This window comes from Actinomadura decatromicini, from assembly GCF_008121305.1.
Classification (GTDB): domain Bacteria; phylum Actinomycetota; class Actinomycetes; order Streptosporangiales; family Streptosporangiaceae; genus Spirillospora; species Spirillospora syzygii.
On record NZ_VSRQ01000008.1, the window covers coordinates 207,818 to 232,470 of the forward strand.

Genomic DNA, 24,653 nt, shown 5'->3' on the forward strand with positions numbered 1-24,653 from the left:
CTGGTAGGTTACAAGGTGCCGGGAAGCAGCTCGGGCGGCCACCAGCGCTCGGGTCTGCCGCCCGATCTGACCAGCCGTCCGCGCTGTTCGAGCAGGAGCATGTGGGCGAGCGTCTCGCCGGTGGCGGCCCGCTTGGAGTGCGTGTCGAAGGACGCCCAGGGGCGCGACCAGGTGAGCCGGCTGCTGATCCGCCAGCAGTCCGCGCCGGGCCGCTCGCGCAGCGCCTTCTCGATCTCCTCCAGCCGCTCCTCGTGGTGCTCCAGCAGGTGCGCGACCCGTCCGGGCAGGTCGGCGAAGCGGTACTCGTGGGCGGGCAGGACCTCCCGGACGTCCAGCCCGGCGACCCTGCGCAGCGAGTCGAAGAAGTCCTGGAGCGGGTTCGCGCGCTGCTGCGGATGCATCGAGATGTTCGGCGTGATCTTCGGCAGGACGTGGTCGCCGGAGAACAGCAGCCCGCGGCCGGGGTCGGCGAAGCACAGGTGGCCGGGGGAGTGGCCGGGCGTCCAGACCGCGCGCAGGTCCCAGCCGGGGAGGTCCAGGCGCCGGCCGTCCTCGATGAGGCGGTCGGGACGCGCGACCGAGACGAAGCGGCGCATCCCCATCGACGCGCGGGCCAGCTCGCGGGCCTGCTCGTCCGGGGTGCCGATGCGCTCCAGCAGGACGCGGTTGTCCTCGATCAGGGTGTCGACGTCGTCGTAGCGGACTTCGAGCAGCGCCGCGTCCGCCGGGTGCAGGCCGATCCACGCGCCCGACTCCTCGCGGATGCGGTGGGCCAGCCCGTAGTGGTCGGGGTGGATGTGCGTGACCAGGACGGCGCGGACGTCGGCGACGCCGAACCCGGCCGCGCCGAGCCCGGCGGTGAGCGCGTCCCACGCCTCGCCGGTGTCCCAGCCCGCGTCGATGACGGCCACGCCGTCCGGCAGCTCCAGCGCGTAGACGAGGACGTAGCGCAGCGCCTCCAGCGGCAGCGGGACGGGGATCGACCACAGCCCGCCGCCCAGATCCTCGACCGGCGGGATCGACCTTCGCCGCCACGCCTCCCACTGCACGCGGGACACCGGCCCCGGCTCGTGTTCACTCATCGGTGGGTTCCCTCGCTCCGACGGCCGTCGCCCGGTCTCTCGAATATACCAGCCGTCTGGTAGGTAACGAGATCGTCGGGGGCGGGGACCGGCGGGCCGGGGCCGCCGGTCCCGGCGCGCTCAGCGGCCCTGGAACTCGGGCTTGCGCTTCTCCACGAACGCGGCCGCCGCCTCCTTGTGGTCCTCGCTGACGAACGTCGCGCCCTCCAGCAGCAGGCCGCTCTCCAGCGTGAGCGCCATCCGCTCCCGGACGATCTTGTTCAGCGTCGCCTTCGTGCCCTGCACGGCGAGCGGCGCGCCGTCCGCCAGCTTGCGCGCGACGCGCTCGCTCTCGGCGGCGAGGTCCGCCGCCGGGACGGCGCGCAGCACCATCCCGTAGCGGGCCGCCTCCGCGCCGGTCAGCGGCTCGCCGGTGAGCAGGTGGTAGCGCGCGGCGCCGAGCGGCATCAGCAGCGGCCAGGCGACCGCGCCGCCGTCCCCGGCGACCAGCCCGACCGCGACGTGGCTGTCGGCGATCTTCGCGTCCTCGGCGGCGACGACCACGTCGCAGAACAGCGCGATCGTCGCGCCGAGCCCCATCGCGTAGCCGTGCACGGCCGCGACGATCGGTTGCGGCACGGCGAGGATCGTGTCGAGGATCTCCGTCGCCTTCAGCGTGCCGAGGACGCGGCTCGCCGGCGGCGGCTGCTCGGCGGCGGTCGTCCACTCGTTGAAGCTCTTGACGTCGCCGCCCGCGCAGAACGCCCGTCCCTCGCCGCGCAGCAGGACCGCGCCGACGGAGTCGTCGTCCGCGACGAGCCGCAGCACCTCCGACAGCTCGCGCTCCAGCCCGCCGCCCATGGCGTTGAGGCGGTCCGGGTTGTTCAGGGAGACGGTCAGCAGCCGGTCGTCCTGCGTCACGAGGACCTTGGTGAAGCTCCCGTAGTCGGGCACGTGCTCTCCTGTTCCGCGCGGTCAGCGCTTCATCTCGTCGATCTTCGCGGCGCGCGCCGCCGCGCGGCCGGGGGCGCCGAGCGCCGCCTCCTGCGCCCGCGCCTCCTCCTCCAGCTGCTCGGCCAGGTGCGCCCGCGCGGCGCCCGCGAGCAGCCGCTTCGTCAGCGGGACGGCGAGCCCCGGACGGTCGGCGAGCCGGGCGGCGAGGTCGAGCGTCCGGGGCACCAGCGCCACCGGCTCGACGACCTCGGTGACGAGCCCCCAGTCGAGGGCCTCCGCCGCGGTGAGGCGGCGGCCGGTGGTGAGCAGCTCGAACGCGCGGGCGTAGCCGAGCAGCCGGGCGAGGTAGTAGGAGCCGCCGCCGTCCGGGACGAGCCCGATGTCGGCGAACGCCGGGACGAACCGCGCCGCGTGCGAGGCGATCCGCAGGTCGGCGGCGCAGGCGAGGGACAGCCCGAACCCCGCCGCCGGGCCGTTCACCGCCGCGATCACCGGCTTCTCCAGCGCGGCCATCGCCAGCATGTCGGCGTTGAACGTCGCGCGCAGGCCGCCCGCCGGACGGGCCGCGTCCGGCCGCCGCCCCGCCTTCAGGTCGGCACCCGCGCAGAAGCCGCGCCCGGCGCCGGTGAGGACGACCGCGCGGACCGCCGGGTCCGCGGCCTCCCGCCAGGCCAGCGCCATGCCCTCGACGACCGTGTCGTCGACGGCGTTCAGCACCTCGGGACGGTTCAGCGTCACCAGCAGCACGCTGCCGTAGCGCTCGGTCAGCACGGCCGTCATGCGGCGCGTCCTCCTTCGTGTGTGGGAGGCGCCGCGCACCGAGACCAGCTCGACGGTCACAGCGTCGCCTCCGTTCCGAGCAGGGCGGTCACCTGGGACGAGAGCTGGCCGCCGTTGCCGTGCGCGAGCGCCACCTCGGCGCCGTCCCGCTGCCGCGCGCCGCACTCGCCGCGGAGCTGCCGCACCGCCTCGATGATCGTGAAGATGCCGAACATGCCGGGATGGCAGTAGGACAGGCCGCCGCCGCTCGTGTTGACCGGCAGCTCCCCGCCGGGCGCGATCCGCCCGCCGGAGACGAACGCGCCGCCCTCGCCCTTCGCGCAGAACCCGAGGTCCTCCAGGAACAGGACGGTGTTGACGGTGAACGCGTCGTACACCTGCACGACGTCCACGTCGGACGGCCCGAGCCCCGCCATCGCGTAGGCCCGCGCCGACGACTCGGTCGCGGCGGTGACGGTCAGGTCGGGCATCTCGGAGATCGTCCGGTGCCAGTGCGCCTCCCCGGCGCCGAGCAGGTAGACGGGCGGCTTGCGGGCGGCCCGCGCCCGCTCCGGCGTGGTGACGACGACGGCGCCGCCGCCGTCGGTGACCAGGCAGCAGTCCAGCTTGGACAGCGGGCTGGAGATGACGCGGCTGTTCAGGACGTCCTCGACGGTCAGCGGGCCGCGCTCGAACGCCACCGGGTTGAGCTGCGCCCATCTCCGCGCCGCGACCGCGACCTCCGCGAGCTGCTCGCGGGTCGTCCCGTACTGGTGCATGTGCCGGGACGTGGCCAGCGCGTACCCGGTGATCGGCTGGCGCGGCCGGAACGCGGCCTCGTAGGACGGCAGCTCCGGCGGCCCCATGCCGAGCCGGGCCCGGCCCGAGTCGGCGCGCGGCGTGCTCCCGTACACGAGCAGCGCGACCTCGCACGCGCCCGACGCGATCGCGAGCGCGGCGTGGTGCAGGAACGACACGAACGCGCTGCCGCCGACCATCGTCCCGTCGCTGTAGCGGGGCCTGATCCCGAGGTACTCGCCGACGTCGAGCGGGGCCATGCCGCGCCCGGCGATCGCGGTGAACAGGCCGTCGACGTCGTTCTTCGTCAGGCCCGCGTCGTCCAGAGCCCGCGCGGCGGCCTGGGCGGCGAGGTCGATGGCGTACCGGCCGGGGCCGACCTCGCCGAGGTCCGACTCGGCCACCCCGGCGATCGCGGCCTTGCCGCGCAGGTCAGGAGCCATCACGCGCCTCCTCCGGAACGGCCTCCTCGGGGACGAACACCGGGCGCGGCTCGCGGTCCCCGTCGCGCGGTTCGACGCGGGCCCGCACCCGCATCCCGATGCGGACGGCGTCCGCCGGGACGCCGACGACGGAGCTCATCATCCGGAAGCCCTCGTCCAGGTCGACCAGCGCGACCGAGTACGGGTCGGCGTCGCGGCGGACGAGGGCGCTCGTCGCGTACACCGTGCCGAGCCCGGCGCTCTCCCGCCAGGCGAGCCGCCCGCTCCCGCAGCCGGGGCAGGTCACCCGGGGATGGAACACCGCGGCCCGGCAGTCGTCGCACCGCTGGTAGGCGAGGACGCCCTTGTCGAGCCGCTCGACGTAGCCCTTGTGCGGGGCCGGTTCCACCGGTTCGCTCACTTCTCCTCCTCGGGGTGGACGGCGGTGACGGTGGCGCTGACGATGGCGGTCGCGGTGCCGCGCAGCACGACGGCGCGCTCGCCGTCCGGGGACTCGCGCTCCACCCGCAGCTCCGCCCGCGCGAGGCCGTCCTCGGTGGTGCCGGTGATCTCGCCGGACAGGATCAGCGTGTCGCCCGGCCACACCTGCGCGACGTACCGGACGCCGTAACTGCGCAGGTTCCGGCGGCCGAGCCAGTCGCAGGCGAAGCCGGACAGGATCCCGGCGGTCAGCAGCCCGTGCCCGAACACCGACGGGTATCCGGCGGACGCGGCGAAGCCGTCGTCGTGGTGGATCGGGTTGAAGTCGCCGCCCGCGCCCGCGTAGCGGACGAAGTCCGTCCTGGTCAGCGGGCCGACCCTGACCTCGGCGGCCCTCGTTTCCGTCTTCATGGGGTCGCTCCGAGCTCGATCATCGTGCCGCGCAGCCGCAGCACGGTCTCGCCGCGCTGGTTGACGAACGTGTTCTCCCTGATGATCAGCGTCATCGGGCCGCGGCTGCCCCGCTTCTCGACCATGTCCACGACGCGGCCGCGGACGGTCAGCACGTCCCCGGCGACGATGTCGCCCAGGTACTCCCAGTCGGCGCCGCCCGCGAGCACCCGTTTCAGGTCGACGCCGAGGTCGTCCTCGACGGAGGTCTTCGGCGCCCAGTGCTGCCCGACCGCGCTGAACGTCGGCGGGACGGGCACGTCCGCGTACCCGGCCGCGCGGGCCGCCGCCCGGTCGGTGTAGACCGGGTCGGACGCCCGCACCGCCAGCGCGAACTCGGCGATCTTCCCGCGCTCCACCTCGATGGTGTACGGCGGCCACTCGAAGCCGATCTTGCCGAAGTCGGCCATCGCGGTCAGCTCTCCTCAGCGTCGTCGGCGAGGACGATCAGCGCGTCCGCCGCCACGGCGCCGCCGTCGGCCACCCGGACCGGGTTCACGTCCACCTCGGCGATCTCGGGGACCTCCAGCGCCAGCGCGCCGAGCCCGGTCATCGTCGCGGCGAGCAGGTCGAGCTCGCCGGGGGACAGGCCGCGCGAGCCGCCGACGAGCCGCCCGCCGAGCAGCCCGCCGATCGCCTCCTTGGCGGCGGCGGCGTCGAACGGCGGCCGGAGCAGCGCCGTCTCCGCCAGCATCTCGATCATGATCCCGCCGGGGCCGAGCGCGACCATCGGGCCGAACACCGGGTCGTGCCGCATCCCGCAGCCGATCTCCAGCCGGGCCGGGGCCATCTCCTGGACCAGCACCCCGGAGATCATCGCGTCCGGGGCGCGGCGCGCGACCTCGGCGAGCATGTCGCGGTAGGCGTCCTTCACCGCGTCCGCGCCGGACAGGCCGAGCCGCAGCCCGCCGACGTCCGACTTGTGCGGCAGCTGGTACGACATGACCTTGAGCGCGACCGGGCCGCCGAGCTTCGCGGCCGCCGCGGCGACCTCGTCCGGACCGGAGTCGCGGACGCCCCGCACGTAGATCTCCCGCGTCACCGGGATCCCGTACTCGGCCATCACCCGCTTCGCCGTCGACTCCAGCAGCACGTCCTCGCCGAGGTTGCGCGCCTCGACCAGCATCGAGCGGACGCGGCGGGCGCGGTCCTCGTCCGGGACGAACTCCGGCGTCGCGGGCGGGCGGCGCAGCGTGTGCCGGGCCAGCGCCGCCAGCGCGTGGACGACCCGCCGCGGGTCGGTGAACGTCGGCACCCCGGCCTTCTGGAAGTCCTCCAGCCAGGTGGTGCACAGCACCGCGAACGGCTTGTCCGTCGACCGGTAGGTCTCGATGATCGCGTCGTTGGCGGCGCCGGGACGCGCCCACGTCACGGTCGCGGCCATGTCCACCACCGAGCCGCCGACGACCTCGCCGAGCACCGTCTGGAACAGGTCGGGCGCGGCGGTGATCTGCGCCGTCGTGTCCACCGGGTTGGACGCCGATCCGTAGAACGGCTGCGGCATCTTCGCGGCGATCGCGTCCCGCTCGCCCGGCGGGAACTCCGGGACGGACAGCCCCGCCATGCCCGCGCCGTCCGCCAGCAGCACCCCGGCGCCGCCGGACGTCGTCATGATGCCGATCCGGTCGCCGCGCGGGCGCCGCCCGTCCTGGAAGATCATTCCGAGGTCGAGCATCTCCTCCATCGTGTCCGCGACGACGACGCCGTGCTGGCGGCACACCGCGTCGAACACCTCCGCCGAGCCGACCACGGACGCGGTGTGGCTGAGCGCCGCCCGCGCCGCCTCCTCCGACCGCCCCGCCTTCAGCAGGACCAGCGGCTTGTCCAGCTCGGCGGCCCGCCGCGCGGTCTCGACGAACACGTCCGGGTCGCGGAGCGTCTCGCTGAACGCGAGCAGCACGCGCGTCTCGTCCCGCTCGACGAGGAACCGCAGCACTTGGGCGATGTTGACGTCCACCTCGTTGCCGGTGCTGACGAACCAGCCGAGGCGCAGCCCGGCGAGCTGCGCCTTCTCCGCGATGTAGGAGCCGAACCCGCCGCTCTGCGAGACGAGCGCGACCGGCCCGGCCGGCGGCAGCGGCGTGCCCGGCGGCATCGCGAAGCTGGCCGCCACCCCGCCCGCCGAGCTGAGGTAGCCGATGCAGTTCGGCCCGACGACCCGGACGCCGGTCCGCGCGGCGGCGTCCGCCAGTTCGCGCTGGAGCGCCGCGCCGTCCGGCCCGGCCTCGGCGAACCCGGCGGTCAGCACGACCGCGCCGCCGACGCCGCGCTCGCCGCACTGCTCGATCACCCCGGCCACGTGCCCGGCGGGCACCGCGATCACCGCGAGGTCCACCGGTCCCGGCAGGTCGGCGACCGACCGGTACGCCCGGTCGCCCTGGACCGCCTGGTCGCGCGGATGCACCGGGTACAGCGCGCCCTTGAAGTTCAGCGCCAGGTTCCCGTACACCTGACCGCCGATCCGCATCTCCTGGTTGGACGCCCCCACCATCGCTATCGAGCTCGGCGCGAGCAGCCGCTCGATTCCCGTCCGCGTGCCCGTCGGCGTGCCCGCCGTGTTCGTCTGCCCCACTGCGCCTGCCTCCGTGTCGGCCGTCATCGGCTCCCCACACCCAGATAGATCTCGTTGATCACGGCGGTGTCGTCGAAGGACCGCGCGTCGCCCGCCGCGGCTATCCGGCCGTTGTCCACCACCGCGACGTCGTCGGCGACCCGCATCGCGTACTCGACGACCTGCTCGACCAGCAGGATCGACAGGCCGTCCGCGCGCAGCGCGCTGATCATCTCGAAGACCTCGGCGGCGATCACCGGGGCGAGGCCGGCGGACGGCTCGTCCAGCATCAGCAGCCGGGGCCCCGGCATCAGCGCCTGCGCGATCGCGAGCATCTGCTGCTGCCCGCCGGACAGGCTGCCCGCCACCGTGTGCCGCCGCTCGGCCAGCATCGGGAACCGCTCGTACTGCCGGTCGAGCGCCTCCCGCCGCGCCGGGCTCCGCTTGCGGCCGCCCGTCCAGCGGCCGAGCCCGGAGCGGGCGAGCGTGAAGCCGCCGAGCAGCAGGTTGTCCTCGACCGTGCGCTGCCGGAAGACCTGCTTCCCCTCCTGGACGTACCCGAGCCCGGCGCGGACGCGGCGGTGCGGCGCCACGCCGGTGACGTCCCGGCCGTCGAAGGTGATCGTCCCGCCGGTCACCCCGGGCGGGAACCCGGCGACCGCGTTCAGCAGGGACGTCTTGCCCGCGCCGTTGCGGCCGAGCACGGCGGTGACCCGCCCGGGACGGACGCGCAGGTCCACGTCCCACAGCACGCGGATGTCGCCGTAGCCTCCGCTGAGCCCGCTGACCTGGAGCATCAGCCCTCACCTCCGGTGGTCTTCCCGGCCGCGTCCGAGCCGGTGTACTCGGCGAGCACGCGCGGGTCGGCCTGGATCTCGGCCGGGGTGCCGGACACGAGCAGCCCGCCCTGGCTGAGCACGTGGATCCGGTCCGCGAGCCCGAGCACCAGCGGGAAGTTGTGCTCGACGAGGACGACCGTCCCGCCCGCGTCGCGGATCATCCGGATGGCGCGTTCCAGCCCGGCGAGGTCGCCCTCGTCCAGCCCGGAGCCGACCTCGTCGAACAGGAACACCGCCGGACGCGCCGCGAGCGCCCGCGCGACCTCCACGAGCCGCCGCGTGCCGAGCGGCAGCGAGTCGACCTCCCGGTCGGCGACGTCCGCGATGCCGAGCAGCCCGAGGAGCCGGACGGCCTCGGCGTCGTCGGCGGCGAACCCGCGGCGGAACGCGGGCAGCCGCAGCACCGCCGCCGGGACCCGGACCCGGTGCGAGACGTAGCGGCCGGTCGCGACGAACGCCTTCGTCGTCATGCCGCTCGGGATCAGCGGGGTCTGGAACGTCCGGGCGATCCCGGCGCGGGCGATCCGGTACGGCCGCTGCCCGCCGAGCTCGCGGCCTCCCAGTTCGACCGTCCCCGACGTCGGCCGGTAGAAGCCGCAGACGAGGTTGAGCAGCGTCGTCTTCCCGGACGCGTTCGGCCCGATCAGCGCGGTGACCTGGCCCGGCTCGGCCTCGACGGTCACCTCGCGGAGCGCCTGGTTGCCGCCGAACGACTTGCAGAGGGCCTTCGTCCGCAGCCGCGCGCCGGTCAGCGCGCCGAGGTCGGCGGGCCCCGTGTCGGCGGGCCCCGCGTCGGCGGGCGCGGGGGCCGGGGCGGGGACGCCGAACCGCCGGGCGACCCGCCGGACCCGGCCGCGGACGAGCCCGGTCAGCCCGTCCGCCAGCAGGATCCCGGCGACCAGCAGGAACGCGCCGTAGATGAGGAGCTGCCAGTCCTGGAACGAGCTGAACGACTGCTGCCCGAGCTGGACGATCGCCGCCCCGGCGAGCGCCCCGTAGATCGACGTGGACCCGCCGACGATGGACGCCGCGAGGATGCTCAGCGCCATTGTGAACGTGAACGTCTCCGGCGCGATGAAGCCGTCCAGCCAGGCGAACATCACGCCCGCGAGACAGGCCGGGATCGCGCCGGTCACGTACACGAGCAGCTTCAGCCGGAACACCGAGATGCCGAGCGACCCGGCGAGCACCGGGCTCTGCTTGAGCACCAGGAACGCGTTGCCGTGCCGCGACAGGATCAGGTTCCGCGCGACGAGGAACCACACCGCCGTCACCGCGACGATCAGCATGTAGAGGGCGTCGCGGCCGAGCGGCGTCCCGAACAGGGTCGGGACGGGCGGCGCGAGCCCGTTGGCGCCGCCGGTGAACGACTCCAGCACCTTCACGAGGTTCGGGATGATCAGGACGAGGAAGAACGTCAGCATCGCCAGCGACCAGCCGCCGAGCCGCAGCCCGGGGATGCCGGTGATCAGCCCGACCACGACGGCGCAGGCGATCGCGCAGACGACGATCACTCCGGCGTCGGTGATGCCGTGCGACACCCCGAGGTAGCCGGTGACGTACGCGCCGACCGCGTACAGGAAGACCTGGCCGACGGCCAGCTCGCCCGCGTAGCCGAGGACGATGTTCAGCCCGCTGACCTGCAGTGACAGGATCGCCACCAGCAGGACGGTGCGAGCCCAGTAGTCGTTCAGGCCGAGCAGCGGCGCGACCAGCACCAGGACGATGAGGAGTGCCCCGGCGAGCGGCCTGCCGCCGCGGAGCAGCGCGGGCGCGGCCGCCTTCCCGCCGGACGGGTTCCCGCCGGAGGGGTTGTCGCGGGACGCGGACAGCGTCGTCATCTCACACCTGCCGTCATCTCACACCTGCCGTTCCGCCGCGCCGCCGAACAGGCCCCGGGGCCGGGTCAGCAGGATGAGCAGGAAGACCGCGAACACCACGATCTGCGGATAGGAGTCGCCCACGTAGCGGGCGGTGACCGCGTACAGCAGCCCGATCGCGAACCCGCCGATCAGCCCGCCGAGCTGGCTGCCGGACCCGCCGATCGCGATCGCGACGAACCCGAACAGCGCGAGCGTCTCGCCGAGGTGGAAGTGCGCGTAGGTGCGCCCGGCGACGAACACCGCGAACAGCCCGGCGATCAGCCCGGCCAGCGCGAACGCGCCGAGGCCGAGCGCCCGCACGTTCAGCCCGCGGGCCTGCGCCGCCTGCCGGTTCTCCGCGGTGGCGAGCGAGGCGAGGCCGAGCAGCGTCCGGCGCGACCAGAGGTGCAGGCCGACGCCGAGGGCGAGGACGAGCAGGATCAGCACCAGGTCGTTGCGCTGGATCGTCCCGCCGAGCAGCGTCAGGGGCTCCGCGGAGAACGGGGACGGGACCTTGACCGGCTCCGTCCCCCAGACCTTCGCCGCGATCCCGCCGAGCAGCGTGCCGACCCCGACCGTGGTGATCAGCGCGGCGTGCCCGCCCTGCCGGTTCAGCAGCGGCCGGATCGCGATCCGCTCCTCGACGACCGCGATCACCGCGACGGCGAGGCCGGTCAGCGGGATCGCCGCCGCGACGGGCAGCCCCCAGTCGACCAGGCAGACGTAGGCGAGGAACGTTCCGATCATGATGAGGTAGGCGTTCGCGAAGTTCACCACGCCCGAGGCCAGCAGCACGACGTTGTAGCCGATCGCCACGAGGCTGTAGAGGGCCCCGGTAGCGAGGCCCGCCCAGATGGTCGTCATCGGACCGCCGCCTCAGTAGCCCTTGCCGGGGACGTAGAACCCGTCGGCGTCGTACGTGCCGGGCTGGACGTACTTGAACGACGTCGCGCTCGTCATCGGGAAGTGGTTGGACGGCGTGTACTCGTACTTCGTGACCTCGCCGTTCGGCCCCTTGCCGACCCACGGCGGGGTCGCGGGCGTCTTGAACTTCTCGAACGCCTTCGCGAGCTTCTGCCCGTCGGTGGTCTTCTCCTGCCCGGCCTCGTAGGCGACGAACTGGAGGAGGTCGTAGGTCGTGGTGAACACCGCGACGCCCGTCTGGGTCAGGAACTTCGCCCCGTCCGAGGACTGGAACTCCTTGATCACGGGGGCGAGCCCGGGGTGCTGGTGGTCCCCGACGAGCGAGGACGTCTGCATGATGACCTGGTAGTTCTTGATCTGCGCCGCGGTCACCTTGCCCGCGATGGGGGACGGGCTGGCGAGCTGGTCGCCGTAGGACGGCAGCGTCCAGCCGATCTGCGCCCGGCCGCGCAGCACGTAGAGCACCGCCGTGCCGTAGCCGTTGACGATCAGCGCGTCCGGCTTCTGCGCGCGCAGTTGCTGGAGCTGCGGCGTCATGTCGAGCGCGGTGGTGTCGTAGCCGGCGCTGACCAGCTCGATCCCGGCCTGCCTGACCGGTCCCTCGTACTGCTTGAACGAGCTCTGCCCGGTCGCGTCGTCCGAGTAGATCATCGCGACCTTCTTGTAGCCCTTCTCCTTCGCGAGCTGGACGAACGTGGGCACGTACGCCGAGCTCGGCGGGGTTACGCCGAAGTGGTAGGGGAACTTCTTCGGGTCGTTGAGCTGGATGCTGCTGGTGGCGCCGACCGACAGCACCTTGTCGCGGGTGAGGATCGGCAGCATCGACATCGACACCGCGCTGGACCCGCCGGGGTAGACGAGGTCCGGCTTGCCCTTGGCGAGCCGCCGCTGCAGCTCGCTGACGGCCTTCGTCGGGTTGTTCTGGTCGTTGGCGACCTCCAGCTTGATCTGGCGCCCGCCGATGCCGCCCTTGGCGTTGATGTCCTTGATCGCCGTGCGCGCGCCGGCCAGCAGGCCGCCGCCGAGGACGGCGGTCGGGCCCGAGGTGTCGATCGACACGTAGAACACGAAGGGGCCGCTCCCCGCAGAATCCGCGGAGCCGCCTCCGCATGCCGCGGCGGTGCCGACAATTGTTCCCAACACCATTGTGCCGAGAATTCTCCTGCCCCGTTTCAGAGCAAGCATGACGTCCTCCGCTCAAAAAGGATTCTGTCAGGTGAATGTGGTTCAGTCTTGTGTAACATCCGGCCTGCCGGGCGTCAACGGTCCGGCGGGCACGAGTTCACATGGCACTGATCCGTCCTAACCGAGCAGCTCAGAGGCCAAGGGTTGACAGGGCGGAGCCTCTCGGGGTATCCCTGAACAAGGTTCAGTTGCCTACCGGTCGTCTGGTAGTCGTACACCGCTTGGGCGGAGCAATTCGACGGCCGGGGCAGTGCCGCGATCCTCGCTTGCTCAAAGGGAGCCGATAATGGTTCTTGCGCTGCTGAACGATGAACAGCAGATGCTTCGGGAAATGATGGGTTCGCTGGCCGGTTCGGTGCGCGCGGGCAATCCGCGGGACATCGCGGAGAGCGACCGGGGAAAGGGCTGGGCCGCGCTCGCGGAGGCGGGCATGCTCGGCCTCCGGGTGCGCGACGGGTCCGGTGCGCCGACCGGCTCCGGGGTGGACGCGGCGATCGTCGCCGAGGCGCTCGGCGGCGCGCTCGCGCCGCTGCCCTACCTCGGCTCGGCGGTGCTCGCCACCGAGCTGCTCGCGCTCGCCGGGGCGCCCGCCGACCTGCTCCAGCGCGCCGCGGACGGGGCCGAGCGGCACGCCGTCCTGCTCACCCGCGACCTGTCCGGCATCGCCGCCGCCGACGACCTCGGCGGCGCGGTCGCGTTCGACTCGTGGGGCGCGACCCACGGCCTCGCGCTGGCGGACGGGCGGCGGCTCGTGCGCGTCCCGCTGGACGGCGCCGCGAAGCGCCGTCCGGGCGCCGACCTCACCCGCGAGCTGGCCCGCTTCACCGGCCCGGCCCCGGCGGACGCCGAGGAGATCGGACGCCCGCTCGACCCCGCCGACCTCGACCGCTGGCGGGCGCTCGGGCTCACCGCGGTCGCCGCCGACGCGGTCGGCGCGATGCGCGCCGCGCTCGACGGCGTCGTCGCCTACTCCAAGGAGCGCGTCGCCTACGGCCAGCAGATCGGGTCGTTCCAGGCGATCCAGCACATGTGCGCGGACGCCCTCGTCCACTGCGAGGCCGCGTCCGCCTGCGTGAGCTACGCCGCCTGGGCCGCCGACGAGGCCGAGCCCGCCGACGCGCTGCTCGCCGCGCACACCGCGAAGGCCTACACCGCGTCCGCCGCGCTCGACGTGGCCGAGACGGTCATGCAGGTGTACGGCGGCATCGGGCACACCTGGGAGCACGTCGCCCACCTGTACGCGCGCCGCGTCCTGCTCGACCGCCAGGTGCTCGGCGACGCCGGGCACAGCCTGCTCCGCGTCGCCGACCTGCGCCTGGGCGAGGGCCCCGGGCCGGAAGAGGGTTGATCATGGATTTCCGGGACACCCCCGAGGAGGCCGCGTTCCGCGCCCGGCTGCGCGACTGGCTCGCCGCGAACGCGCCCGCCGACTACGACGCCGCCGCCGACCACGACGCGAAGGCCGCCATCCGCCGCCGCTGGCACCGCAGCCTCTACGACGCGGGCTACATGGGGATGGCGTGGCCGCGCGAGTACGGCGGCCAGGACCTCAGCCCCGTGTACGACGCGATCCTGAACGAGGAGGTCGGCGCGTCCGACGGGCCGCCGGTGCCGGGCCAGGTCAACTACCTCGGCCGCGCGATCTACACGTACGGGAGCGAGGAGCACAAGCGCCGCTTCCTGCCGTCGCTGCTGAGCGGCGAGGTCCAGTGGTGCCAGGGCTTCTCCGAGCCGGGCGCGGGCTCCGACCTCGCCGCGCTCCAGACCCGCGCCGAGCGCAACGCGTCCGGCGACTACGTGGTCAACGGGCAGAAGATGTGGACGAGCGGCGGCCAGTACTCCGACTGGTGCCTGCTGCTCGCCCGCACCGACCCGGACGCTCCGAAGCACAAGGGCATCTCCGCGTTCCTCGTCGACATGAGGTCGCCGGGCATCACGACGCGGCCGATCGTCCTCGCCGACGGCGAGCCGGAGACCAGCGAGGTCTTCTGGGACGACGTCGTGATCCCCGCCGGCCAGATGCTCGGACGCCCCGGCCAGGGCTGGCACATCGCGATGACGACCGTCACCTACGAGCGCGGGCCCGCCGACGTCGGCATGATCTCCAACTACCGCAAGACGCTGCGCGCCATCGAGGAGACGGCCGCCGCGCGCGGCCTCACCGCGCGTCCCGAGGTCCGCAGGGAGCTGGCCCGCGCGTACGTGCTCGGCGAGGCGCTCCGGCTGAACGTCGCGCAGCAGCTCTCGCTCCGCGTGTCCGGGCGCGAGCCCGGCCCCGAGGGATCGGTCGGGAAACTGCTGTGGTCGCAGGCGGAGCAGTCGCTGTACCACCTCGCGCTGGACCTCGTCGGCGCGGACGCCGTCACCGGCGCGGCGCCCGACGTGCTCGCGGGCTACTTCCGCTCCCGTCCGATCAGCGTCTACGGCGGATCGTCCCAGATCCAGCGGAACCTGCTCGCCTGGCACATCCTCTCCATGCCTCGCAAACCCTCGTCTCGGTGAGGCGCGGACGCGGGAGAATGGGGCCCATGCGCAAGTCCGAGGCCGGTGAGACCGGTCAGGCCCACGCCCTGCTGAACGCGGCCGAGGAGCTCTTCACCGAGCGGGGCTTCTACGGGACGAGCGTCTCCGACATCACCGAGCGCGCCGGCACCAGCGTCGGCGCGCTCTACTACCACTTCGCCAGCAAGAACGGCGTCTACCACGCGCTGTGGTCCCGCTACATGGACGCGCAGTCCGCCCGGACGCGCGAGGCGGTGGCCCTGCTCCGGGACGCGGGCGTCTCGGACGGCCGCCGCCTGTTCCTCGCGGGCACCCGCGCGTACCTGACGAGCGCGTGGCAGCACAGCGGGCTCGTCCGGATGGTGTCGGACGGGGACGCGCCCGCAGGGTTCGCGGGCGTCGCCCGCCGGTTCAGCCAGCAGTGGGCGCGGCAGAACACCAAGCTCCTCCAGGTGAGCGACCCGCTGGCGGACCGTGCGCTGTCCTCGATCGTCACCGGCTCCATCGGCGGCGTCGCCCGCGAGGTCGCCGACTGCGAGACGGCGGAGGACGCGGAGGCGCTGATCGCCAAGACGATCGAGATCTACGGGACGCTGCTCGGGCTGCGCCCCGTCCCGTCCAACGGGCTCTTCGCCCCCGAGCCGGTGAGCGCGGAGCCGGTGAGCGCGGAGCCGGTGAGCGCGGAGCCGGTGAACGCGGAGCCGGTCGACGCTTCGCGGGCCGTCGCCGACGGCGACGGCCCGCGTTGACCGGCCGGGCGGGCTCCGGTGCTCAGGCGGCCTCCGCCGGGGCGCCGTCCGTCCGGGGCGCGGGACGGTAGCAGGCGGCGAGCAGCCCGGCCCCCGCGACGAGCCCGCCGCCCGCGGCGACGAGCAGGCCCCAGCCGCCGATGTCGAGCCCGGCCGCCGCGTCCAGCGACCAGTCGCCGGGTCCGGTGGTCGCCACCCCGGCGGCGACGACGGCGAGGACGAGGTTGTACTCCCACCCGTTCCCCGCGCTGAAGAAGCCGTTGGCCCGGTGGACCGTCCACGCCGCGACGAGCATGAGCCCGACGAACCCGGCCGCCGCGAGCGGCGTCAGCAGCCCGGCGGCGAACAGCGCGCCCGCGCCGAGCTCCGTCGAGGCCGCGGCGAGCGCGTGCAGCCGTCCCGGCCGCATGCCGATGCTCTCGAACCAGCGCGCCGTGCCCGGGATGCGGCCGCCGCCGAAGAACTTGTTGTAGCCGTGCGCCGCCAGCGTCACCCCGACGACGACCCGGACGAGCAGGAGCCCCGCCGACACCTCGTCCATCCTCGTTACCTCCACTCGCTCAGAAGGCGCGGCGCGCCGCCGCCATGGCACCCCCACGGCGGCGGCGCGCCGCGGCGCGCCGGATCCGCGTCAGGGGGTCACCGCGGGCGGATCGGCGGGGGTGAAGCGGAACACGCGCTCGGCGTTGCCGCGCAGCACCTTGTAGGCGACCTGCGGGTCGACGTCGGCGAGGCGCTCCTGGGCCAGCTTGATGCAGTCCGGCCAGGTGGAGTCCGAGTGCGGGTAGTCGGTCTCGATCATGACGTTGTCCTCGCCGATGACGTCCAGGTTGCGGATGCCGTGGATGTCGTCGATGAAGCAGCCGAACACGTGGTCGTGGTAGGTCTGCCGCAGGTCGAAGTTGTCCAGGTCGAGCGAGCCGACCGCGTGCCTGCCCTCCAGCGACCCGCCGAACGCCTCGCCCCGCTGGATCCACGCGCGCTGGTGGTCGAGGACCTGCTCGGCGCGCTCCAGGAAGTACGGGATCCAGCCGATGTTGCCCTCCGACAGCGCGATCTTCAGCGACGGGAACCGCTGGAAGACGCCGCTGAACAGCCATTCGAGGAGCGCGCCGGAGGTGCGGTTCGCGCCCCAGGTCATGTTGGCCATGAACGGCGAGTTCGGGCTGATCTTCGGCATCGTGGACGACGACCCGACGTGCATGCACACGATCAGCTCGGCGTCCTGCGCGGCGGCGAACAGCGGGTCCCAGTAGCGCTTCGGGTCGTGGATGGTGGGCAGCCCGAGCGGCGCCGGGTTCTCGGAGAAGGCGACGCCCCGCGCGCCCTTGGCGGCGGTGCGCTCGACCTCGGCGGCGGCGGCCTTCGGGTCCCACAGCGGGACGATCACGAGCGGGATGTACCGGCCGGGCGCCGACCCGCACCACTCGTCGATCATGAAGTCGTTGTAGGCCCGGACGCAGAGCATCGCGAGCTCCTTGTCCTCCGCCTCCCAGAACAGCTGCCCGCAGAAGCGCGGCACGGACGGGAAGCACAGCGACGCGAGGATGCCGGCCCGGTTCATGTCCTCCAGCCGCGCGACGGAGTCGTAGCAGCCCGCCCGCATCTCCGAGTAGGGGATCGAGTTCGGCGTGAACTCCTCCTTCCGGCGCCCCGCGGAGGCGGCGAGCCCGGACGACGGCACCCGGCGGTCCTCGTACACCCAGACCTCGCCGTGCTCGGCGTCGTCGACGAGCCGCGGCGCGACGTCCTTGTACTTCGCGGGGACGCGGTCCGTCCACACGTGGCCGGGCTCGATGACGTGGTCGTCGACCGAGATCAGCCAGTTGAGATCGGGAGTCCGCATGGTGGTCATGGCAGTCCTCTCACGTGGTCCTCTCGCCAGTTTGGCAACCGGTCGTCCGGTAGTCAACGAACGGTGATTATCTACCGGACGACTGGTAGACAGTTAGGGGTGCCGAGGTTAGGATCCGTGGCATCGCCCCGGGAACCTGGAGGTGCCGGATGGGCATCGTCGCCGACCTCGCCAGCGCACTCGACCTGGAGCGGCTCGACCCGGGCCGCTACCGCGGGAACAGCGTGGACAGCCCGGAACGGGACGTGGTGTTCGGCGGCCAGCTCGTCGCGCAGCTCGCCGTCGCCGCGGCGCGCGGCGAGCCGGGCAAGCGGGTGAAGACGGTGCACGCGCTGTTCGCGCGGGTCGCGTCCAAGGCGAAGCCGATCGACTTCGACGTCGAGCCCCTGCACTCCGGCCGGACGATGGCGAGCGCGACCGTCACCGCGTCCCAGGACGGACGGCTCCGCGCCCGCGCCAACGTCCTCCTTACCGCCGACGACGAGGACCTGATCAGGCACGCCGCGCGGATGCCGGACGTCGAGCCGCCCGAGGCGCTCGAACCCCTCACCGACCCCTACGCCGGACGCGAGCTGCGCGTCGCGGGCGGCGCCGACCTCAACGGCACCGCGCCCGGAGGCGACGCGGGCTCCACCGAGCTGGCGGTCTGGACGCGGACGCCCGGCGCGTCCGGGGAGCAGGCCGTCCTCCAGGGGATGCTCGCGCACGCCACCGCCGGCTTCCTCATCGGAGCCGCGATGCGCCCGCACCCCGGCCTCTCCGTCGCCGACGCGCACGACAAGTTCTCCACCGGCATCCTCGGCCACAGCGTGACCTTCCACGAGGAGGTCGACCCGGGCGACTGGATCCTGCTGGCGCAGGAGAGCCCGTACGCGGGACGCGGCCGCTCCTACGGACGCGGCCACGCCTTCGCCCGCGACGGACGGCTCGTCGCCTCGTTCGCGCAGGACAGCATCATCCGCAGGTTCGCCTCCCCGGCGGGGACGCGCGACGGCGGCCGTGACAGGGCGAGCGTCCTCTGAGCGGGAGGGGAGCCCCGATGGGATCGTTCGTGTTCGCGCCCGCGCCGCGTCCGGACGGGCTGACCGCCCGGTACGAGCGGCGGGCCCACCAGGTGCCCGTCTCGATCGGCGCCCTCATGGCCCGCAACCGCGTCGAGTTCGGCGGGCTGCCCGCCGTCGTCGACGACGGCGTCGAGCTGACCTGGCGGGAGCTGGTCGACACCGCCGGGCGCTTCGCCGGGTTCCTGTCCTCGCGGGGAGTGGGCCCCGGCGACGTCGTCGCCTGGCAGGTCCCGAACTGGTGGGAGTCGCTGGTCGTCGCGTACGGGATCTGGGCGGCGGGCGCGATCAGCGCGCCGGTCGTGCCGATCTACCGCGAGGCCGAGGTCGCCGCGATCGTGGCCACGGTGCGCCCGGCCTGCGTGGTGACCGCCGCCGAGTTCCGCAGGTGCCGCCATCCCGAGCTGGTGGACGAGGCGTGCCGCATGGCCGGGTGGGAGCCGTCCGTCCGGGTCGTGCTGCGCGGCGCCGCCACCGGCTGGACGCCGTTCGAGACGACCGTGACCGGGCGCGGCGCGATCGGCGTGGACGTCGACCCGGACGCGCCCGCGCTCATCGGCTTCACCTCGGGGACGACGTCCGGCGCGAAGGCGGTCGTGCACAGCACCCGCGGGCTCATCGCCTCGCCCGTCCGGTCGACCCGCGCGTCCGGCACCACCTGGACGGACCGCGCCTACATGCCCGCGCCGGTCGCGCACGCCACCGGCCTGCTGTCGGCGATCGCCGTCCCGCTCTACACGGGCGCGTCGGTCGTGCTGCGCGACCGGTGGGACGCCGACCGGGCGATCGACGACATCCGCGAGCACGGGGTCACGACGTCCGCGGGCGCCGCCGTGTTCATGAAGGAGCTGGTGGACGCGCTGGACCGGCGCGGCATCGACCGGCTCCCGCTGGCCGGCGGCTACCCGTGCGGCGGCTCGTCGATCCCGACCTCGCTGGCCGAGGCGTGCGAGGCGAAGGGGCTCGCCCCGGCCCGCGCGTTCGGGATGACGGAGTGCCCGGGCGTGAGCGGCGCCAGCCCCCGGCTGGACCCGCCGCACATCAGGCTCGCGACGGACGGCTGGATCATGCCGGGCTGCGAGGTCCGCGTGCTCGGCCCGGACGGCGCGGAGCTGCCCGCCGGGGAGGCGGGGGAGTTCCTCGTCCGGGGCCCGCAGCTCGCGCTCGGCTATGTCGACCCCGAGCACACCCGCGAGGGCTTCACCGACGACGGCTGGTTCCGCACCGGCGACCTCGGGCGCCTCACCGCGCACGACGTCGGCGCGGGTGATCCCCGCCACTCCTGCCTGGTCACCGGGCGGACGAAGGAGATCATCAACCGCGGCGGGGAGAAGATCTCGGTCCGCGAGATCGAGGACGCGCTCGTCCGGCACGCCGAGGTGCTGGACGCGGCGGTCGTCCCGGCCCCGCACGAGCGGCTCGGCGAGCAGCCCGCCGCGTTCGTCCTGCTCCGGCCGGGCGTGACGGTGGCGGACGAGGCCCTGTCGGCGTTCCTGCGGCAGGGCGGGCTCGCCCCGCAGAAGATCCCGCGGATCTGGCGGTACGTGGACGACCTGCCCCGGACCGCGTCCGGGAAGATCAAGAAGTACGCGCTGCGGGAGTCGCTCGCCGACCCGGCGGCCTGACGACGGAGGACGGGATGGACGGGATCTTCGAGGGCGTCCGGGTGCTGGAGGTGGCGACGTGGACGTTCGTCCCGGCGGCCGCCGCGGTCCTCGCCGACTTCGGCGCGGACGTGGTGAAGGTCGAGCACCCGCTGCGCGGCGACCCGCAGCGCGGCCTCTCCACGGGCGGCATCACCCCGACCCTGGACGGGGTCAGCGTCACGATGGAGCAGACCAACCGGGGCAAGCGCAGCGTCGGCCTCGACATCGGCAGGCCCGAGGGCCGCGCGCTGCTGCTGGAGATGGCCGCGCGCTGCGACGTGTTCATGACGAGCTTCCTGCCCGGCAACCGGGCCAAGCTCGGCATCGACCTGGACGACATCCGCGCCGTGAACCCGGACGTCATCTACGTCCGCGCGGACGCGGTCGGCCCCGCCGGACCGGACGCGGGCAAGCCCGGCTACGACATGAGCGCGTTCTGGGCGCGCGGCGGCATCGCGCACGCGCTCACCGAGGAGGGCGCGGAGCGCCCGACGCGGCAGCGCCCCGGGTTCGGCGACAAGACCGGCGCGATGAACCTCGCCTTCGGCGTCGCCGCCGCGCTCTACCGCCGCGCCACCACGGGCACGCCGTCCGAGGTGGACGTGTCGCTCCTCGCCACCGCGCTCTGGGTCAACTCCAGCGACGTCGTCTACTCCAAGGCGATCGGCGGCGACTTCAGCCGCCGCGAGGTGAAGGTCCCGAACCCGATCTCGCACGTCTACCGCACCGCCGACGACCGCTGGATCGCGCTGCTCATGCTGGAGTCGGACCGCTGGTGGGGGCCGCTCTGCCGGCACCTCGGCCGGGACGACCTCGCCGCCGACCCGCGCTTCGGCAGCGCCGCCGACCGGACGGCGAACAGCGCCGAATGCGTCGCCGAACTGGCCGCGGCGTTCGGCTCCGCGACCCTCGCGGAGTGGCGCGAGCGGCTCGGCCCGCTGAAGGGGCCGTGGGAGCCGGTGCAGACGCTGCCCGAGGTCCTCGACGACCCGCAGGTCACCGCCAACGGCTACGTCACCGACGTGAAGCACCCGACCGGGCAGGACATCACGCTCGTCCGGGCGCCGGTCAGGTTCGACGGGCGGCAGCCCGAGCTGCGTCCCGCGCCGGAGGCCGCCGCGCACACCGAGGAGGTCCTGCTGGAACTCGGCCGCGACTGGCCCGAGATCGCCCGACTCAAGGAAACAGGCGCCATCGCGTAAGTCTGTCGCGTAACTCTGTCCATCTGGGGGACCACCCCCCAGACCCCGAGTGGCGCTCAGGCGATCCTCGCGCCGCGGTCGCGTCGCCGCGGTCGCCTGAGCGGGCGTCCGATTTGCGCCCGCGCGCCCCCCGGACGCGGCGTCCGGCCGAATTGGGGCGGCGGCCGCGAGGGCGCGGGACATCGTTGTCCCGGCGGTTTTGGAACGATGCCCTTGGTAGACTGTGCGGCACGCCGAATCGATGAAGGGAATGATGGTTTTGAGCGTGTCTCAGGGGCGTCAGCGCGGCGCCGCCAAAACGCGCATCGCCGGAGAACAGCGATGGGAAGAGATTGTCGAGGCGGCGGCGAAGATCTTCTCGCAGAAGGGCTATGAGGCGACCAGCCTGCAGGACATCGCCAATACGGTGGGGATCCTCAAGGGCAGCATGTACTACTATTTCAAGAACAAGGAAGACCTGCTCTTTGAATTGGTGCAGCGGGCGCTCGCCGCCCACCAGCCCTCGCTGGTGGAGGAGCCCGAGGTCGCGGCGGCCCCCGCCCCCGTCCGCCTGCGCGCCTTCATCCGCCGCTGGATGGCGCTCAACCGCAAGCAGCGGCTCTGGCGCGGCGTCGCGGAGAGCGAGTTCAGCCGGCTGCGCGGCAAGCGGCTGAAGGAGGTCATCGCCGAGCGCGACAAATTCAGCGCCTTCGCCAAGGAGATAATCGAGCAGGGAATGCGCGACGGCGACTTCGACTCGGGCGTCGACCCGAGCGTCGTGACCAGCACCCTGTTCGAGCTGATGAACACCACGCCGCGCTGGTTCAAGCCTTCCGGACGGCTCTCCTACGTCGAACTCGCCGACTGGTACGCGACGTTTTTCATCCGCGGGCTCGGCGGTTCCGACGAGCTGGCCGCCGCGGCGTCGTCCGAATCCGCGTAATTCTCTTCCTCGTTCCGCCCGCTCGCCGGGATAAACCTTTCCCGGCAATTGGATATCCACCAGACGGTTGGTAGTCTAGCAGGGCCCGGACGGGCTCCGGGGCGGGTCGTCCACCCGCCTTCGGCGGGTCTGCGACGAGTGAGGAGTACGGCAGTGGCGAGCATCTGCGAAGGCCGGGTTGCGGTGGTCACCGGCGCGGGACGGGGGATCGGCCGGGGGCACGCGCTGGAGCTCGCGCGCCAGGGCGCCCGGGTCGTGGTCAACGACCTCGGCGGCGACGTGCACGGCGCGAACCCCGACTCGGCCGCGGCGAAGGAGGTCGTCGAGGAGATCGTCGCGGCCGGGGGCGAGGCCGTGGCGAGCGGCCACGACGTGTCCACCGCGGACGGGGCCGCCGGGCTCGTCCGGCTGGCCCTCGACACCTTCGGCGAACTGCACGCCGTCGTCAACAACGCGGGCATCCTCCGCGACCGCACCATCCTCAACATGACCGAGGACGAGTGGGACTCCGTCCTCGCCGTCCACCTGCGCGGCACGTTCCTCGTCACCCGGGAGGCCGGGCGGCACTGGCGGGAGCGCTCCAAGGCGGGCGCTCCGGTGGACGCCCGCATCGTCAACACCTCGTCGGTGTCCGGCCTGTTCGGCAACACGGGGCAGAGCAACTACGGCGCCGCCAAGGCGGGCATCGCCGGGTTCACGATCATCGCGTCGCTGGAGCTGGCCCGGTACGGGATCACGGTGAACGCGGTGTCGCCGTCCGCCCGCACCCGGATGATCACCCCGCGCGGGCAGGAGCGGATGGCCGCCCGCGAGAACTTCGACCCCTTCGCCCCCGACAACATCGCGCCGCTCGTGACCTGGCTGGCCGGCCCCGACTCCAAGGACGTCACCGGGCGCGTCTTCAACGTCCACGGCGGCCGGATCAGCGTCCTCGAAGGGTGGCGCGAGGGCCCGGTCATCGACAAGGGCGCGCGGTGGGAGCCGTCCGAGCTGGCCGTCGTCATGCCGCACCTGGTCGCGAAGGCCGCCGCGAACGTCTCCCTCCGCTGACCGCGTCGGCGTCGCGCCGCCGCGCCGTGCCGCCGTCAGGAGGGAGGACGGCGGCACGGCCGCGACGGGCTCAGCCCCCGGCCGCGTCCCCGGCCGCGTTCTCGGTCAGCCGGAGGACGGCGCCGAAGCAGTCGTCCGGCTCCAGCAGCAGTTCGCCGGAAGCCTCGTCCGCGATCCGCACCCCGCACGCGCTGAGGTGCTTGCGCGCGGCGTCCAGCGACCGGACCTTGAACGTGACAGAGTGGAGGATCTCGCCGTTGCGCGCGAGGTCGCGTCCCGCCGGGCCGTTGTCGTCGTCCGGACGGGCCAGCTCGATGACGGTGTCCACGCCGACGTGGACGAACGCGCTGTCCGCACCGTCCGTCCCCCGCCCCCTGCGGATGACCTCGCCGCCGAGGGTGTCCGCGTAGAACGCGACGGCGGGCTCCAGGTCGCGGACGACGACCGTCAGGTGCGAGACGCGCTCGACGCCCAGCGGATGCTCGTCGCTCCAGTAGGCCGTGGAGAAGTCGGGACGGAACCGGGGGTCGACCAGTTCGCTCACGGCGCCGGCGTCCACGAACTCGATGGCGCCGTGGCTGTCCCTCGGGTGGGTGTAGAGGGAGCCGGGGAACTCGCCCGACTCCATGTCGCCGCCGCCCGGCCCGGTGACCCGGACGCCCGCCGACCGCAGCCGCTCGTACAGGCCGCGCAGGTCGGTGACGTACCAGGCCAGCGAGTGCAGGTGCTGGCCGAACCTCGCGTAGAACCGGCCGACCGGCGTCGCCTCGGCGCCCGGCAGCCGGCTGGACGTCATCGGCTCCATGACGAAGTCGGCGATGACGACGAGCGAGGCGTCCCGCTTCTCCACCGCCAGGTGGCCCTTGTAGAAGCGCTCGACGCCGAACACCCGGTCGTACCAGTCGTCGGCGGCGTCCAGGTCGGACACCATGTGGATCGCGTGGTAGAACCTGCCGATCTCGAACAACGTTCCGCTCCCTCTCCTCGCCCGGCCCTGGCGAATCCGCTCGCCCGGCCCTAACATATCTACCAGACGGTTGGTTGTTTACAGGGTGTCAGAGGTACTGCCGTAGACCGGGTTTCCGCCGGTCGGGGAGGGTCTTCCATGATTCTGAGAATCGGCTCGCGACTGCGCAGCGCGGTGTGTGAGGCGGAGGTCGTGGTGGTCCGGTCGGGCGGCGGGGAGGTGGACCTGCGGTGCGGCGGGCGGCCGATGCTCGGGATCGACGACCCGGCGCCGGAGGGGGCCGCGCCCGACCCGGGCTTCGCCGCCGGGGTGCTGCTCGGCAAGCGCTACGTCGACGCGGGCGGCAGTTTCGAGCTGCTGTGCACCCGGCCGGGCGCCGGGTCGCTCGCCGTGGCGGACGAGCCGCTCGGGATCAAGGACGCCAAGCCGCTCCCGTCCTCCGACTGAGCGGGC

At 73.3% G+C, this 24,653-nt stretch carries 24 protein-coding genes; 9 read left to right on the top strand and 15 right to left on the bottom strand.

Features of this window, described 5'->3' with window-relative positions; translation table 11 throughout:
- Nucleotides 1-8: 8 nt before the first annotated feature.
- The 12 genes from FXF68_RS33765 to FXF68_RS33820 all read right to left on the bottom strand — a co-directional run bounded on the left by FXF68_RS33765 (nucleotide 9) and on the right by FXF68_RS33820 (nucleotide 12,129).
- Nucleotides 9-1,082, bottom strand: coding sequence for an MBL fold metallo-hydrolase (locus tag FXF68_RS33765; RefSeq protein WP_148766533.1), 1,074 nt, complete (start codon nucleotides 1,080-1,082; stop codon nucleotides 9-11).
- Between the two features lie 120 nt (nucleotides 1,083-1,202).
- Nucleotides 1,203-2,015 (bottom strand): enoyl-CoA hydratase/isomerase family protein, encoded by an 813-nt coding sequence (locus FXF68_RS33770; protein WP_222870205.1) that lies wholly within the window; start codon nucleotides 2,013-2,015, stop codon nucleotides 1,203-1,205.
- Between the two features lie 21 nt (nucleotides 2,016-2,036).
- Nucleotides 2,037-2,795: an enoyl-CoA hydratase/isomerase family protein gene (locus FXF68_RS33775; RefSeq protein ID WP_148766535.1), complete on the bottom strand. Its 759-nt coding sequence runs from the start codon at nucleotides 2,793-2,795 to the stop codon at nucleotides 2,037-2,039.
- A gap of 56 nt (nucleotides 2,796-2,851) precedes the next feature.
- Entirely contained in the window at nucleotides 2,852-4,015 is a 1,164-nt protein-coding gene (locus tag FXF68_RS33780; RefSeq protein ID WP_148766537.1) for an acetyl-CoA acetyltransferase, read from the bottom strand.
- Nucleotides 4,005-4,415, bottom strand: a complete 411-nt coding sequence (locus FXF68_RS33785) for a Zn-ribbon domain-containing OB-fold protein (RefSeq protein WP_148766539.1) — start codon at nucleotides 4,413-4,415, stop codon at nucleotides 4,005-4,007. Before FXF68_RS33785 ends, FXF68_RS33780 begins: the two co-directional genes overlap by 11 nt.
- Nucleotides 4,412-4,846 (bottom strand): MaoC/PaaZ C-terminal domain-containing protein, encoded by a 435-nt coding sequence (locus FXF68_RS33790; protein ID WP_148766541.1) that lies wholly within the window; start codon nucleotides 4,844-4,846, stop codon nucleotides 4,412-4,414. The genes FXF68_RS33785 and FXF68_RS33790 overlap by 4 nt, the downstream gene beginning before the upstream one ends.
- Nucleotides 4,843-5,295, bottom strand: coding sequence for an FAS1-like dehydratase domain-containing protein (locus FXF68_RS33795; protein WP_148766543.1), 453 nt, complete (start codon nucleotides 5,293-5,295; stop codon nucleotides 4,843-4,845). The genes FXF68_RS33790 and FXF68_RS33795 overlap by 4 nt, the downstream gene beginning before the upstream one ends.
- A gap of 5 nt (nucleotides 5,296-5,300) precedes the next feature.
- Nucleotides 5,301-7,457: an acetate--CoA ligase family protein gene (locus FXF68_RS33800; RefSeq protein WP_187438232.1), complete on the bottom strand. Its 2,157-nt coding sequence runs from the start codon at nucleotides 7,455-7,457 to the stop codon at nucleotides 5,301-5,303.
- A 23-nt stretch (nucleotides 7,458-7,480) separates the two neighbouring features.
- A complete protein-coding gene (locus tag FXF68_RS33805) occupies nucleotides 7,481-8,233 on the bottom strand; it encodes an ABC transporter ATP-binding protein (protein ID WP_148766547.1) in 753 nt (250 codons plus the stop codon).
- Nucleotides 8,233-10,116, bottom strand: a complete 1,884-nt coding sequence (locus tag FXF68_RS33810) for a branched-chain amino acid ABC transporter ATP-binding protein/permease (protein ID WP_148766549.1) — start codon at nucleotides 10,114-10,116, stop codon at nucleotides 8,233-8,235. The genes FXF68_RS33805 and FXF68_RS33810 overlap by 1 nt, the downstream gene beginning before the upstream one ends.
- Nucleotides 10,117-10,134: 18 nt before the next feature.
- Entirely contained in the window at nucleotides 10,135-11,001 is an 867-nt protein-coding gene (locus tag FXF68_RS33815; protein WP_148766550.1) for a branched-chain amino acid ABC transporter permease, read from the bottom strand.
- Between the two features lie 12 nt (nucleotides 11,002-11,013).
- Nucleotides 11,014-12,129 (bottom strand): ABC transporter substrate-binding protein, encoded by a 1,116-nt coding sequence (locus tag FXF68_RS33820; protein ID WP_187438233.1) that lies wholly within the window; start codon nucleotides 12,127-12,129, stop codon nucleotides 11,014-11,016.
- A gap of 403 nt (nucleotides 12,130-12,532) precedes the next feature.
- Between FXF68_RS33820 and FXF68_RS33825 the strand changes: the two genes are divergently transcribed.
- Genes FXF68_RS33825 through FXF68_RS33835 form a run of 3 tightly spaced genes read left to right on the top strand, consistent with a single transcriptional unit; the run spans nucleotide 12,533 to nucleotide 15,497 of the window.
- A complete protein-coding gene (locus FXF68_RS33825; RefSeq protein WP_148766554.1) occupies nucleotides 12,533-13,594 on the top strand; it encodes an acyl-CoA dehydrogenase family protein in 1,062 nt (353 codons plus the stop codon).
- A gap of 2 nt (nucleotides 13,595-13,596) precedes the next feature.
- A complete protein-coding gene (locus tag FXF68_RS33830; protein ID WP_148766556.1) occupies nucleotides 13,597-14,748 on the top strand; it encodes an acyl-CoA dehydrogenase family protein in 1,152 nt (383 codons plus the stop codon).
- Between the two features lie 26 nt (nucleotides 14,749-14,774).
- Nucleotides 14,775-15,497, top strand: a complete 723-nt coding sequence (locus tag FXF68_RS33835; RefSeq protein WP_187438234.1) for a TetR/AcrR family transcriptional regulator — start codon at nucleotides 14,775-14,777, stop codon at nucleotides 15,495-15,497.
- Nucleotides 15,498-15,519: 22 nt separating this feature from the next.
- Here FXF68_RS33835 and FXF68_RS33840 read toward each other — a convergent pair whose 3' ends face one another.
- Together FXF68_RS33840 and FXF68_RS33845 are read right to left on the bottom strand one after the other, a co-directional pair.
- Nucleotides 15,520-16,038: a DoxX family protein gene (locus FXF68_RS33840; protein WP_148766561.1), complete on the bottom strand. Its 519-nt coding sequence runs from the start codon at nucleotides 16,036-16,038 to the stop codon at nucleotides 15,520-15,522.
- A 90-nt stretch (nucleotides 16,039-16,128) separates the two neighbouring features.
- Entirely contained in the window at nucleotides 16,129-17,343 is a 1,215-nt protein-coding gene (locus FXF68_RS33845) for an amidohydrolase family protein (protein WP_222870206.1), read from the bottom strand.
- Between the two features lie 158 nt (nucleotides 17,344-17,501).
- Here FXF68_RS33845 and FXF68_RS33850 point away from each other — a divergent pair, with 158 nt between their 5' ends.
- The 5 genes from FXF68_RS33850 to FXF68_RS33870 all read left to right on the top strand — a co-directional run bounded on the left by FXF68_RS33850 (nucleotide 17,502) and on the right by FXF68_RS33870 (nucleotide 23,233).
- Nucleotides 17,502-18,374: an acyl-CoA thioesterase gene (locus tag FXF68_RS33850; protein ID WP_148766565.1), complete on the top strand. Its 873-nt coding sequence runs from the start codon at nucleotides 17,502-17,504 to the stop codon at nucleotides 18,372-18,374.
- 17 nt (nucleotides 18,375-18,391) lie between these two features.
- Complete coding sequence (locus tag FXF68_RS33855) at nucleotides 18,392-20,038, top strand: AMP-binding protein (protein WP_148766567.1); 1,647 nt, start codon at nucleotides 18,392-18,394, stop codon at nucleotides 20,036-20,038.
- Between the two features lie 14 nt (nucleotides 20,039-20,052).
- A complete protein-coding gene (locus FXF68_RS33860) occupies nucleotides 20,053-21,261 on the top strand; it encodes a CaiB/BaiF CoA transferase family protein (protein WP_148766569.1) in 1,209 nt (402 codons plus the stop codon).
- Between the two features lie 253 nt (nucleotides 21,262-21,514).
- Nucleotides 21,515-22,183: a TetR/AcrR family transcriptional regulator gene (locus tag FXF68_RS33865; protein ID WP_187438235.1), complete on the top strand. Its 669-nt coding sequence runs from the start codon at nucleotides 21,515-21,517 to the stop codon at nucleotides 22,181-22,183.
- A gap of 153 nt (nucleotides 22,184-22,336) precedes the next feature.
- Nucleotides 22,337-23,233, top strand: a complete 897-nt coding sequence (locus FXF68_RS33870; protein WP_148766573.1) for an SDR family oxidoreductase — start codon at nucleotides 22,337-22,339, stop codon at nucleotides 23,231-23,233.
- A gap of 70 nt (nucleotides 23,234-23,303) precedes the next feature.
- On the opposite strand, the gene FXF68_RS33875 is transcribed toward FXF68_RS33870, so the two are convergent.
- A complete protein-coding gene (locus tag FXF68_RS33875; RefSeq protein ID WP_187438236.1) occupies nucleotides 23,304-24,200 on the bottom strand; it encodes a VOC family protein in 897 nt (298 codons plus the stop codon).
- Nucleotides 24,201-24,338: 138 nt separating this feature from the next.
- On the opposite strand from FXF68_RS33875, the gene FXF68_RS33880 reads away from it, so the two are divergent.
- Nucleotides 24,339-24,647, top strand: coding sequence for a hypothetical protein (locus FXF68_RS33880; RefSeq protein WP_148766577.1), 309 nt, complete (start codon nucleotides 24,339-24,341; stop codon nucleotides 24,645-24,647).
- Nucleotides 24,648-24,653 lie beyond the last annotated feature (6 nt).